The following is a 12128-nucleotide window of genomic DNA, read 5'->3' on the forward strand; positions in this document are numbered from 1 at the left end:
CGGCCTCCCAGCACCGCCGTCCAACGACAGCGCCCCTCCGACGTCACGTCGGAGGGGCGCTGTCGCGTGCACGCCATCCGTCAGCCGAAGCGCCCCGTGATGTAGGCCTCGGTCGACGGGTTGTCGGGGTTGGAGAAGATCTTCGTCGTCGCTCCCGACTCGACGAGCTGACCCGGCTCACCCACCCCCGCGAGGTTGAAGAAGGCGGTCTCGTCCGACACCCGCGCCGCCTGCTGCATGTTGTGCGTGACGATGACGATCGTGTACTCGCTCTTGAGCTGCCCGATCAGGTCCTCGATGGCGCTGGTGGAGATCGGGTCGAGGGCGGAGCACGGCTCGTCCATGAGGAGCACCTGCGGCTCGACCGCGATCGCGCGGGCGATGCAGAGCCGCTGCTGCTGTCCGCCGGAGAGCCCGGCGCCGGGGCGGTTGAGCCGGTCCTTGACCTCGTCCCAGAGGTTCGCGCCGCGCAGCGACCGCTCGACGACCGCCTCGGCGGCGTCCTTCTTGAGCCGTCCGCCGTTGAGGCGTACGCCGGCCAGCACGTTGTCACGGATCGACATCGTCGGGAACGGGTTCGGTCGCTGGAAGACCATCCCGATCTCCCGGCGCACGAGCACCGGGTCGACGCCGGCGGCGTACAGGTCGCGCCCGTCCACGCGGACGGTGCCGTCGACCCGGGCGCCGGGTGCGACCTCGTGCATGCGGTTCAACGACCGCAGGAACGTCGACTTGCCGCAGCCCGACGGGCCGATCACGGCGGTCACCGACTGGGCCGGGATCGCCAGTGTCACCCCGCGCACCGCCTGGACGTCGCCGTAGTAGATGTCGAGGTCCTCGACGTCGATGCCGATCGCCGGCCGACGGGATCCACCGCCCACGGCGGTGACGGCCGGAGTCGGAACCGGCGTCGGGACGGAGTCACGGAGTACTGATCGCATGCTCATCGCTTGCCCTTCGGGGAGAAGAAGTAGGTCACGAGTCGGGCCACGAGGTTGAGCACCATCACGATCAGCATCAGCACGAGTGCGGCACCCCAGGCCCGAGCGATGGAGGGCTCCGGCGGGACGCCGGGGCTCATGATGGAGCTGTAGGTGAACACCGGGAGCGTCGCCATGCGCCCGTCGAACAGGGTGAAGTTCGACGAGTCGGTGATGCCGACGGTGATGAGGAGCGGTGCCGTCTCGCCGATCACGCGGGCGACGGCCAGCGTGACCCCGGTGACGAGGCCGGCCATCGAGGTCGGCAGGACGACCTTGACGATCGTGCGCCATCTCGGCACTCCGAGCGCGTAGGCCGCCTCCCGGAGCTCGTGCGGGACGAGCTGGAGCATCTCCTCCGACGACCTGACGACGACCGGGGTCATCAGCACGGTGAGCGCCACGGCGCCGGCGATTCCCATCCGGACGCCGGGTCCGAAGAACACCACGAACAATGCATAGGCGAACAGTCCCGCGACGATCGACGGGATGCCGGTCATCACGTCCACGAGGAAGCGGACCACCTTCGCGAGCCGACCGTCACCGCCGTACTCGACGAGGAAGATCGCGGTCAGCAGCCCGAGCGGGACCGACATCACCGCTGCGGCGGCGGTGATGAGCACCGTGCCCCAGACCGCGTGGTAGATGCCGCCGCCCTCGCCGACGACGTTGCGCATCGAGTAGGTGAAGAACTCCGAGGACAGGACCGGCAGCCCGTTCTTCACGACGGTCCACAGGATCGAGACCAGGGGCACCATGGCCAGCACGAAGGCGCTCGAGACCATGATGGACACCAGCCGGTCGACCGCCTTGCGGCGACCCTCGACCGCACGAGAGAGCGAGGGCAGCCCGATCCCGAGCACCGCCCAGCCGGTCAGCAGCGAGGGGAGGAGCGGGAGGCCGAGGCCGGCCTGCAGGGCGGAGGCGACGACGACCGCCAGCGCCGCGGCGTACCAGCCGGCTCCGCGCGGGAGCCGTGGCTGGTGCCAGCCGCGCAGCGCGAGGGCTGCCTCGTCCCGCTGCGGTGCGGGTGGAGGTGCGAGCGTGTCTCCGCTGCGGTTCCTCGTGCTCATGCGTGTGCTCCCGAGAACTCCTTGCGCCGGTTCACGACGGCGCGGGCGGCGAAGTTGACGGCGAAGGTGATGACGAACAGCACCAGTCCGGAGGCGATCAGCGCGTTCACCGTCAGACCGGAGGCCTCGTTGAACTGGAGCGCGATGTTGGCGGGGATCGTGCTCGGGTTCGTCGAGCTGATGAGGTCGAGGGTGATGACACCGGAGGCCGAGAGGACCATCGCGACCGCCATCGTCTCGCCCAGAGCGCGGCCGAGTCCGAGCATCGCGCCGCCGATCATGCCGGAGCGGCCGTGAGGCAGGACGACGGTACGGATCATCTCCCAGCGGGTCGCGCCGAGCGCGAGCGCCGCCTCCTCCAGGAGGACCGGTGTCTGGCGGAAGACCTCCCGGGCGATCGCGGTCACGATCGGCAGGATCATCACGGCCAGGACGACCGCCGCGGTGAGGATCGTCCGCCCCGTGGCCGATGCCGGCCCGGCGAAGAAGGGCAGGAAACCCAGGGTCCTCTCGAGCCACTCGTACGGGCCGACGAGCTGTCCGGCGAGGACCCGCATGCCCCACAGGCCGAAGACGACGGAGGGTACGGCGGCGAGCAGGTCGATGACGTACCCGAGGGTCTGCCCGAGCCGGCGAGGGACGTAGTAGGTGACGAACAGCGCGACCGCGACGGCGAGGGGGACTGCGATGACCAGCGCGAGCGTTGCGCTCCACAGGGTTCCGAAAACCAGGGGGAGCACGAACGACGGGAACGACTCGCCACTCTTGACCTCGTCGGGCGATGCGGTGATCCCCGGGATCCCCTCGGCGGTCAGGAAGATCGCGACGCCGGCGAGGATGGCCAGGATCGTCAGGGCGGCGCCACGGGAGATCCCGAGGAACACGCGGTCGCCGACCCGGCCGGAAGCCGGCCCGGTGTCGGTGGTGTCCCGCGACGGGGACGGGGTGGAGGTTTCGCTCACGGACTGGTCCTCTGGTGGTCACGATGGCGAGCGTCCTGCGGGTGGCCGCCCGACCCCCCGGCTCGGGCGGCCACCCGCAGGAGAGTCACTTCGCCGAGATTCCGTCGACGATGCCGGTGATGCGCTCCTCGAGCGCGCTCGTGAGCGGCGCTGAGCCGGCGCCCTCGGCGGCGGCCTTCTGGCCGTCGGAGCTCGCCACGTACGACAGCCAGCCCTTGACGAGGTCGGCCTTGGCCTCGTCGTCGTACTCGAGGCACGCGATCTGATACGAGAGCAGGACCGCCGGATAGACCCCGGACTCGGTGGTGGTGTGGTCGATGTCCATCACGATGTGCGTGTCGCCGCGGCCCTCCTTCTGCTTCGAGGCATCCAGGACCTTGGCGGCGGCCTCCGGGCTGGGACCGACGTACTCCTCGCCCACCTTCAGCGAGGCGACGCCGAGGTCACCGGCCTGGCTCGCGTCGGCGTAGCCGATCGTGCCCTCGCCGCCCTGGACGGCGGCCACGACTCCGGAGGTGCCCTGCGCACCCTCTCCGCCCTTGAGCGGCCAGGTCTCGACCTCGCCTGCGGTCCAACCCTGAGGGCCCGCCGCCGCCAGGTAGGCGGTGAAGTTCTCGGTGGTGCCCGAGTCGTCGGAGCGGTGGACCGGCGTGATCGTCGACGAGGGCAGGTCGGCATCGGGGTTGTCGGCCTTGATGGCCGCGTCGTCCCACGTGGTGACGGTGCCCGCGAAGATCTTGCCGAGCGTGTCGGGTGAGAGCTTGAGGCCGTCGACGCCCGGCAGGTTGTAGATGACCGCGATCGGGCTGACGTAGGTCGGGACCTCGACCACGTCGGAGCTGCAGCGTTTCTCCGCGGCCGCGAGCTCCTCGTCGTCGAGGTACGCGTCGGACCCGGCGAAGTCGGTTCCGCCGGCGAGGAACTGCTCCCGGCCGGCCCCTGAACCCGCGGGGTCGTAGTTGACGGTCACGTCGGGGTTCGCGGTCTGGAAGCCCTGCTTCCACGAGGCGACGGCCGCTTCCTGCGAGCTGGCGCCGGCACCGTTGAGCGTGCCGCTGAGCTCGCTGGTGGCGGAGTCGTCGGCCCCGGCCTCGTTGCCCGCCCCGCAGGCGGAGAGGCCCAGGGCCACGGTCGCGGCGAGCGCCAGGGGCGCAGCGGCGCGGAGCTTGGTGCGGTTCACGGTGTTCTTCCCTCTCTGGGAAACGTCATGTCCAGACTTGTGGTGTCGCTGGTGACGTTAGGCAGCAGAGGTGAAGCGGCAGGCGGACGGAGGTGAACCGCAGGTGAACGCTGCCTGACGAGTTCGGGCGCCGTCCGGCGGCCGTCGGCGTCAGGCGGGCTCTGCGACGCCCGCGAGGTCGCCGTGCCGCGTGCGCTGCAGATAGCGCTCCACGGTGTCCCGGCTCTTGGTCAGGCAGGCGATCTTGTCCTCCAGCGAGCGCATCTCGGCATGGAGCATCTCGGCGACCTGTCGGGTGCAGGAAGGCGAGAGCTCGTCGTCGGCGAGCGCCTCGACGTCGAGGACGACCCGCACGAGCCGGGTGGGGAGGCCGGAGGCGATCAGGCTGCGGATGGACCTGACGCGTTCGACGTGCTCCTCTCCGTACGACCGGTATCCGTTGTCCTGGCGCGGCGGGACGAGGAGGCCCTGCTCCTCGTAGTAGCGCAGCATCCGGGGGGCCACCCCTGTCAGCTCGGCGAGCTCTCCCACGCGCATCGTGATCCCCTTCATCGTCGGGCTTGACCTTGACATAAATGTCAAGGTTTACGGTCCGAGCATGACACAGACGACGACACATGTTCCGGACATGACCCGCAAGACCTGGGCGGCGCTGCTCACCCTCGCCGGCGCGGGCTTTGCGACCGTCACCATCGAGCTGCTCCCTGCCGGACTGCTGCCCTCGATGGCTCATGACCTCGGGGTCTCGCGGGGCCGGATCGGACTGCTCGTCACGGCCTGGGCTCTCACCGTCGCGGCCCTCAGCCTCCCCCTCGAGCGACTCACCCGCAGGCTCCCTCGCCGCGGGGTGATGCTCGGCGCGGTGCTGGTCAGTGCCGGCGCGGCTCTCCTTGCGGCGACGGCTCCCGCGTACGGGCCGCTGGTCGTCGCCCGGGTCGTGGCCGCGGGTGCGCACGGCCTGCTGTGGGCTCTGCTCGTGCCGTACGCCGCGTCGCTCGTCGACGAGCGGCACATCGGGAAGGCGGTGTCGGTCGTCCTCGTCGGACCGACCGCAGCGGGCGTCGTCGGCGTGCCGCTCGGTACGGCGGCCGCCGAGCTCGTCGGCTGGCGGGCGGTGCTCGTGGGCGCGGGTGTCCTCCTCGTCGTCGCTTCGCTCGCACTCGTGACGGTGCTTCCTCCAGGTGCCGCCCCGGGCAAGAAACCCGTGCCCGCGGGCGCCGTGCCCGCAGGTCGCGACCGCTCGCTCGTCCGCGTGACCGTCACCGCGACCTTGGGCGCGCTGGTGCTCGTCGGTCACTTCCAGGTGTTCACCTACGTCGGTCCCCTCGTGACGCGCGTCGCGGGCATGGACTCCGCGGCCCTCGGCGGCGTGCTCGCGCTGTTCGGCGCCACAGGGGCGCTGGGGCTCGCGATCGCCGGGCCGCTGTCGGACCGGTTCCCGACGGCGGCTCTCCCGGGGACCGCGATCGCCTTCGCGATCACCGTGCTCGCGATCACGGCGCTCGACACGAGCACCGTGGTCGCCCTGGTGGTCGTCGGGGTCTGGGGAACGATGATCGGGCTGTTCCCGCCGGTCTTCCAGTCGACCGTGATGCGGATCGCCTCACCGGCGGCACGCGGCGCCGCGGGGGCGGTCGTCGTCACCGCGCTCAACCTCGGGATCGCCGCCGGTGCTGCCTCCGGAGCGTGGCTGCTGGAGAACCGCGGGGTCGACGCCCTCGCCCCGGTCGCGGCCCTCGCCGTCGGCGTCGCCGCCACCGGCCTCGTGATCAGCGCAGCACGTGGCGCTCGGTCGCCAGCACCTCGCCGCGGCGATGGTGGACGACCACCAGCCCCGCAAGAGGCAGAGGCCCCGCGCTGAGCGCGTCGGCGTCGACCCCGACCGCCTTGAGCATGCGCGGGATCACCGTCCGGTGGCCGCAGGCCGCGACAGGGCGCCCGTGCTCGACGTCCTCGGCCATCGCTTCCGTCACCGGCCGCTGCTTCGCCGGGCCGCCGTCGCGCGGTTCGTCGAGTCGGTGGTCGACGGTGATGGGACGGTGAGTGGCGTCGGCGTAGGGCTCGAGCGTCTGCACACAGCGAAGGGCACCGCTCGAGTGCAGGTGGTGCACGCCGTACGCCGACAGGACGGGCCGGAGCCGTCCGGCCTCACGCCTGCCTGCCGCGGTCAACGGGCGGACGAGGGGCTCCTTGCGCCAGCGGCTGCGCGAGCGGGCCTGCGCGTGGCGGACCACCACCAGCGTCCGCGTCCGGTGGGCGTCGGACCCGACGCGCTCACCGAAGGCCTCGAGCACCGCCCGGTCGGTGTCGTACGAGAGCCGCTTCGGCGCCTTGTCGAGCGTGACCCAGGCGACGCCGTCGATCTCCTTGTTGGGCACGTAAGTGTCGGCGTCTCCGCTGACCGGCGTCGCCGACCAGTAGGCGACGTTCTTGAGCCGGCCCTTGGCGAACTCGTACTCGAGCTCCATCAACGGCACACCCAACCGCGCCAGGACGCCGGTCTCCTCCTCGACCTCGCGGACCGCCGTCGTGGGTCGGAGCTCGCCGCGCTCGACGGTCCCCTTGGGGATGCTCCAGTCGTCGTGGCGCGCGCGGTGGACGAGGAGGATCTCGAGCCCGTCCTTGGGACGGGAGCCGGCCGGCCGCCACACGACGGCGCCGGCGGACATGCGCACGGGGCGGCTCACACCAGACCGCCGGCCGTAGCCCTGGCCTTCGCCTCCGCACGCGCTCGGGCTCGGCGGGCGCGAGTGCGCTCGATCAGCGTCTGCTGCAGGTCACGCAGCGGACCGTCAGGCGAGGTGGCGCGGCTCCAGGTGCCGTCGGGGCCGAGGTTCCACGCGTCGGTCCCCGGGTCCATGGACAGGTCGAGGACGTTGCCGATCTCGGCGATGTGCTCGGGCCGGTCGAGTCGTACGAGCACCTCGACACGGCGGTCGAGGTTGCGGTGCATCAGGTCGGACGAGCCGATCCAGACCTGCGGGTCGCCGCCGTTGGTGAACCACAACAGCCGGCTGTGCTCGAGGAAGCGCCCGAGGATGCTCCGCACGACGATGTTGTCGCTCATCCCCGGGACACCGGGCCGCAGGGCACAGATGCCCCGGACGACCATCTCCACCCCGACGCCCGCACGCGACGCCCGGTAGAGCGCGTCGATGACCTCCTCGTCGACGATCGAGTTGACCTTGATCCTGATCCCGGCAGGGCGTCCGGCCCGGTGGTGCTCGATCTCGCGCTCGATGCTGTCCACGATGCCGGAACGCACGCCGGCAGGAGCCACCATCAGCTCGCGGTAGGACTCCCGCCGGGAGTAGCCCGACAGGTTGTTGAAGAGGTCGGTGAGATCGTCGGCGATGTCGGTGTCGGTCGTGAGCAGGCCGTAGTCCTCGTACAGGCGGGCCGTCTTGGGGTTGTAGTTGCCGGTGCCGATGTGCGCGTAGCGGCGCAGCCCGTCCGGCTCGTCGCGCACCACCAGGCACAGCTTGCAGTGGGTCTTGAGCCCCAGCAGGCCGTAGACGACGTGGCATCCGGCACGCTCCAGCTTGCGTGCCCAGCGGATGTTGGCCTGCTCGTCGAAGCGCGCCTTGATCTCGATGAGGACCAGCACCTGCTTGCCCGCCCGGGCGGCGTCGATGAGCGAGTCGATGATGGGGGAGTCGCCGGAGGTCCGATAGAGGGTCTGCTTGATCGCGAGCACGCGCGGGTCCGCCGCGGCCTGCTCGACGAAGCGCTGGACGCTCGTCGCGAACGAGTCGTACGGGTGGTGGATCAGCACGTCGTGCTGGCGCAGCGCCGCGAACATGTCGACGGGACTGGACGTCTCGACCTCGGCGAGATCGGGGTGCGTCGCGGGCACGAAGGGCTCGAACTGCAGCTCGGGCCGGTCGAGGTCGGCGATCTGGTGCAGGCTGGCCAGGTCGAGCGGAGCCGGGAGCCGGAAGACCTCGTCCGGGCTGATGTCGAGCTCGGTCACGAGCAGCTCGAGCACGTGGTCGTCCATCGTGCCCTCGACCTCGAGGCGCACGGGAGGGCCGAACTTCCGGCGAAGCAGCTCCTGCTCCAGCGCCTTGAGGAGGTTCTCGGCGTCGTCCTCCTCCACCTCGAGGTCCTCGTTGCGGGTCACGCGGAACGCGTGGTGCCCGGTGATCTCCATCCCGGGGAACAGCGCGTCGAGGTGTGCCGCGATGACCTCCTCGAGCGCCACGAACCGGGCAGGACCGACCGTCACCCAGCGGTCGAAGATCGGCGGCACCTTGACCCGGGCGAAGTGCGACTTGCCGGTGACCGGGTTGCGCATGACGACGGCCAGGTTGAGGGAGAGACCCGAGATGTAGGGGAAGGGATGGGCGGGATCGACCGCCAACGGGGTCAGCACCGGGAAGACCCGGGCCCGGAAGACGCGCGAGGCGTCGTCGCGCTCGTCCGGCTCGAGGTCGTCCCAGTGCAGGAGCGCGATCCCTCGCTCGTCGAGCCGCTCCGTGAGCTCCTCCGTCAGGAGGGCGCCCTGCCGAGACATCAGCTCGCGGCTGCGCTGCAGGCTCGCGGACCACACCTCCCGGGGCTGCATGCCGCTGGCGCGCCGTGATGCCAGGCCCGCCGCGAGCCGTCGCTTGAGGCCGGCGATGCGGACCATGAAGAACTCGTCGAGGTTGCCCGAGAAGATCGCCGTGAAGCGTACGCGCTCGAGCAGCGGCACCGACGTGTCCTCGGCCAGCTCGAGCACCCGCTGGTTGAAGGCCAGCCACGACAGCTCCCGATCGCTGAGCCGGTCGTCGGGCAGGTCCGGTCCGTGGTCGACGAACGGCGGGTCCACGTCGAACGAGTCCGGCGAGCTCGGGTGCTCCTCGACGATGGCGGGTGGGGGAAGGACTTCGGCCATTCCCGCATCGTGCCACGCACCAGCGACGAGCGGGTGACGCGGATCAGCGGCTGGTGCCGACCCACAGCCGGTGACCGGCGCCGACCGTCACCTCGGCGACGCGGACGAACCCCGACGCCTCGAGGACGGCGACGTGCTCGGTGAGCAGCGTCATCGCGGCGGCGACGCCGTCGGTCTCCTCCAACGCGGCCGTGATGCAGGCCTGAAGGATGTCGGCACGCTCGTGCGGGGCGAGGTCGGGGACGACGGCCAGCGTGGTGAGCACGACGTCCGGCGCGACTCGGCTCAGCATGTCGGCGACGGTGGTCTCCGCCGCGCCCAGCGCCTCGCGGACGTCCTCTCCGGGATCGAGCGCCGCGTGGACGGTGGCGGCGTCGAGCTCGAGCCGAACGGTCTCGCGAAGGCCCTCGGAGAGCCCGACCGCTCCGAGACGGACCTCGTGGCGCGGCATCCAGACTGTCGCGGCCTGAAGGACGCCGTCGCGCTCGGCCACCCACAGCTTGCCCTGCTGAAGCACGAGATGGCTGAGGGCGAGCCGGGTGACGACCGCCGCGACCTGGGGATCCAGAGGCCCGTCGACGGTGCCGTCGCCGTCGATGTCCAGCGCGGGAGCGGAGACTTCGAGGAGCCTGGCCGCATGGGTCACGTCGACCAGCCCGGCGCGGCGGACGAGGTAGGAGGCGCTGGGCTCCAGCGACGCGGTCATTCATCCACCCTGGCACTCGCCCCCAAGCGGTGCGGCCGCACGACGCGGATCAGAGGTTGCGACCGTAGAGGACGTCGCGAGCGCTCTCGGTGAAGCCCAGCCCGTGGTACGTGGCGAGCGCAGGGGTGTTGTCGCCCTCGACGTAGAGGTCGATCCGTGCCAGTCCGAGCCCGGTGAGGTGGTGGAGTCCTCGGAGCGTCAGTGCCTTGCCGAGCCCGTGCCCCTGCTCGGACGGGTCGACGCCGACGACGTACACCTCACCGACCTCGCCGCCCTCGATGGCCGGCGGGTCCACCTTGGTCCAGTGGAAGCCGACGACCCGTCCGTCACGCTCGGCGACGAACAGCCCGGCCGGGTCGAACCACGGCAGGGTGGCCCGCGCTCGGAAGTCGGCCTCGTCCATCGCACCCTGCTCCGGGTGCATCGCGAAGGCGCGAGCGTTGACGGCGACCAGTCCTGCGGTGTCCTCGTCTCGCCAGGGCCGGATCGTCACCCCGTCGATGCCGCGCTCCTCGGGCAGCGGATCGGCGGTGGTCCGCTCGAGGACGACGAGCGTGCGTACGACCCCCAGGCCGCGGCTGCGAGCGAGGGCCTGCGCTGGTGGGAGGTCTCCGTGAGCCCAGAAGCGGCTCTCGCCGTCGTTCAGAAGACGGTCGAGGAGCGCGCCACCGACGCCGTGCCGACGGTGGTGGGGATCCACGAACACCTCGACGGGCGCGTCCCCGGCGGCGTACGCGACACCGACGAGGTCATCACCGTCACGGGTCGCCTGGTCGACGCGCGGTGGCTCGCCGGCGGCGATCGCTATCCGGCTCGCCTCGTTGAGCGGGGACACGCCGTCCGCGGCAGCCACCCTCTCAGCGAGCGCGACGCGGGGGTCGACCGCGGCGGTCATCGGCGTGGTCCTGTGCCGGAGCCTGCACGGAGCACCCGGAGCTGGGTGGCCGCCTCGGCGGCGACGGCGATGGCGAGGCTCTTGGCGTCCCCGCTGTCGGAATCGAGCTCGGGCACGAGAACCTGCACCTTTCCCGCGGCGAAGAGGTCGGCGGCGGACACACGCTGAGCCGTCGCCATCTCCGCGGCGTGGTCGGCGTCGCCGTGGACGATCGCGGACGCGCCCTCTGGTGGCAGCGGCGAGAGCCACGCACTCTGGGTGGCGACCACGACGTCGGCGGGGAAGAGTGCGAGCGCCCCGCCCCCGCAGCCCTCGCCCAGCAGGACGGCGACCGTGGGCACCGTCATCGTCGCCATCGTCGCGATGCAGCGCGCGATCTCGCCGGCGATCGCACCCTCCTCGGCGGCCTTGGACAGGTCAGCGCCTGGGGTGTCGATGAACGAGACGAGCGGGAGACCGAGCTCCTCGGCCAGCCGCATCCCGCGTCTGGCCTCGCGGAGCGCGCCGGGACCCATCGGCGCCCGCGCCTGCGCCTGGCGGTCCTGACCGACGACCACGCACGGCTCTCCGTCGAGTCGGGTCAGGGCGACGATCATCGCGCTGTCGCGCTCGCCCTCGTCGGTGCCCTGGAGGCGGATGGTGTCCTCACCACCGACGCGCAGCACCTCGCGGACACCGAGGCGTCCCGGTGCCCGGGTGCGCTCGATGGCCGCCCAGGTGTCGCCGCTCCCGGTCGCGACCGGCTCCCTCCGCGGGAGGCCGGCCGGTCGTGGCGGGTCGACGAGGATCCCGAGCGTGCGGTCGACCAGTGCGGGGAGATCCTCCGCGGTCACGACGGCGTCGAGGATGCCGTGGTGCGCGAGGTTCTCGGCAGTCTGGACGCCTTCGGGGAACGGGCGGTGGTGGAGCACCTCGTACACCTTCGGGCCGAGGAAGCCGACCAGAGCGCCGGGCTCGGCGACGGTGACGTGGCCCAGCGAGCCCCACGAGGCGAAGACGCCACCGGTCGTGGGATGCCCGAGATGGACGAGGTACGGGAGCCCCGCTGCCTTGTGGTCCATGATCGCGCGGGAGATGTCGATCATGTGGAGGAAGGCCGGCGTCCCCTCCTGCATGCGCGTGCCGCCCGAGGCGGTGGTGGCCAGGACGGGGATGCGTTCCTCGGTCGCCCGGCGTACGGCGTGGACGATGCGGCGGGCCGCGTCCTCGCCGATGGAGCCCGCGAGGAAGCGGAACTCGCTCGCGACGACGGCGACCGGTCGACCCCTCACGGTGGCCCGGCCGGTGATCACCGACTCGTCGCGCCCGGAGCGCTCGGCGGCCCGCAGGAGCTCACGCTGATAGGCATCCGGCCAGCGGCCGATGTCGATCGGAGAGTCCCACGACGCGAACGAGTCGGCGTCGAGGACGAGCTCGACCAGGTCCGACGCCGTACGGCGTGCGCTCATGCTCC

The 12128-nt window shown here is 71.4% G+C and carries 11 protein-coding genes; 1 reads left to right on the forward strand and 10 read right to left on the reverse strand.

What is annotated here, in order from left to right; all coding sequences use genetic code 11:
- Window positions 1-80 precede the first annotated feature (80 nt).
- From pstB to KV102_RS09420, 5 genes are all read right to left on the reverse strand, one after another.
- Window positions 81-947: a phosphate ABC transporter ATP-binding protein PstB gene (gene pstB, locus KV102_RS09400; protein WP_255560595.1), complete on the reverse strand. Its 867-nt coding sequence runs from the start codon at window positions 945-947 to the stop codon at window positions 81-83.
- The gene (gene pstA / locus KV102_RS09405; protein ID WP_220346020.1) at window positions 944-2053 is read right to left on the reverse strand and encodes a phosphate ABC transporter permease PstA; all 1110 of its coding nucleotides are present in this window, start codon (window positions 2051-2053) and stop codon (window positions 944-946) included. Before pstA ends, pstB begins: the two co-directional genes overlap by 4 nt.
- Entirely contained in the window at window positions 2050-3015 is a 966-nt protein-coding gene (gene pstC, locus KV102_RS09410; protein ID WP_220346021.1) for a phosphate ABC transporter permease subunit PstC, read from the reverse strand. The genes pstA and pstC overlap by 4 nt, the downstream gene beginning before the upstream one ends.
- A gap of 85 nt (window positions 3016-3100) precedes the next feature.
- Complete coding sequence (gene pstS / locus KV102_RS09415) at window positions 3101-4195, reverse strand: phosphate ABC transporter substrate-binding protein PstS (protein ID WP_220346022.1); 1095 nt, start codon at window positions 4193-4195, stop codon at window positions 3101-3103.
- Window positions 4196-4345: 150 nt separating this feature from the next.
- Complete coding sequence (locus KV102_RS09420; RefSeq protein WP_255560596.1) at window positions 4346-4768, reverse strand: MerR family transcriptional regulator; 423 nt, start codon at window positions 4766-4768, stop codon at window positions 4346-4348.
- A gap of 25 nt (window positions 4769-4793) precedes the next feature.
- On the opposite strand from KV102_RS09420, the gene KV102_RS09425 reads away from it, so the two are divergent.
- Window positions 4794-6056 (forward strand): MFS transporter, encoded by a 1263-nt coding sequence (locus KV102_RS09425; protein WP_220346023.1) that lies wholly within the window; start codon window positions 4794-4796, stop codon window positions 6054-6056.
- On the opposite strand, the gene KV102_RS09430 is transcribed toward KV102_RS09425, so the two are convergent.
- From KV102_RS09430 to KV102_RS09450, 5 genes are read right to left on the reverse strand one after another with little or no spacing between them, the layout of a single operon-like run.
- Window positions 5965-6882: an NUDIX hydrolase gene (locus KV102_RS09430; protein WP_220343329.1), complete on the reverse strand. Its 918-nt coding sequence runs from the start codon at window positions 6880-6882 to the stop codon at window positions 5965-5967. The genes KV102_RS09425 and KV102_RS09430 overlap by 92 nt on opposite strands.
- Window positions 6879-9074 (reverse strand): RNA degradosome polyphosphate kinase, encoded by a 2196-nt coding sequence (locus KV102_RS09435; RefSeq protein ID WP_220346024.1) that lies wholly within the window; start codon window positions 9072-9074, stop codon window positions 6879-6881. The genes KV102_RS09430 and KV102_RS09435 overlap by 4 nt, the downstream gene beginning before the upstream one ends.
- A gap of 43 nt (window positions 9075-9117) precedes the next feature.
- On the reverse strand, window positions 9118-9780 hold the full coding sequence (locus tag KV102_RS09440; RefSeq protein WP_220346025.1) for a hypothetical protein: 663 nt from the start codon (window positions 9778-9780) through the stop codon (window positions 9118-9120).
- 49 nt (window positions 9781-9829) lie between these two features.
- On the reverse strand, window positions 9830-10675 hold the full coding sequence (mshD, locus tag KV102_RS09445; RefSeq protein ID WP_220346026.1) for a mycothiol synthase: 846 nt from the start codon (window positions 10673-10675) through the stop codon (window positions 9830-9832).
- Window positions 10672-12123 carry a carboxyl transferase domain-containing protein gene (locus KV102_RS09450; RefSeq protein WP_220346027.1) on the reverse strand — a complete coding sequence of 484 codons (1452 nt, stop codon included), beginning with the start codon at window positions 12121-12123 and terminating at the stop codon, window positions 10672-10674. Before KV102_RS09450 ends, mshD begins: the two co-directional genes overlap by 4 nt.
- Window positions 12124-12128 lie beyond the last annotated feature (5 nt).

This window comes from Mumia sp. zg.B53 (genome assembly GCF_019550935.1).
Lineage (GTDB): Bacteria > Actinomycetota > Actinomycetes > Propionibacteriales > Nocardioidaceae > Mumia.

Coding starts and splice junctions, on each gene's coding strand:
- pstB (WP_255560595.1), bottom strand. CDS start 947: ATGAGCATGCGATCAGTACTCCGTGACTCCGTCCCGACGCCGGTTCCG.
- pstA (WP_220346020.1), bottom strand. CDS start 2,053: ATGAGCACGAGGAACCGCAGCGGAGACACGCTCGCACCTCCACCCGCA.
- KV102_RS09420 (WP_255560596.1), bottom strand. CDS start 4,768: ATGTCAAGGTCAAGCCCGACGATGAAGGGGATCACGATGCGCGTGGGA.
- KV102_RS09425 (WP_220346023.1), top strand. CDS start 4,794: ATGACACAGACGACGACACATGTTCCGGACATGACCCGCAAGACCTGG.
- KV102_RS09435 (WP_220346024.1), bottom strand. CDS start 9,074: ATGGCCGAAGTCCTTCCCCCACCCGCCATCGTCGAGGAGCACCCGAGC.
- KV102_RS09440 (WP_220346025.1), bottom strand. CDS start 9,780: ATGACCGCGTCGCTGGAGCCCAGCGCCTCCTACCTCGTCCGCCGCGCC.
- mshD (WP_220346026.1), bottom strand. CDS start 10,675: ATGACCGCCGCGGTCGACCCCCGCGTCGCGCTCGCTGAGAGGGTGGCT.
- KV102_RS09450 (WP_220346027.1), bottom strand. CDS start 12,123: ATGAGCGCACGCCGTACGGCGTCGGACCTGGTCGAGCTCGTCCTCGAC.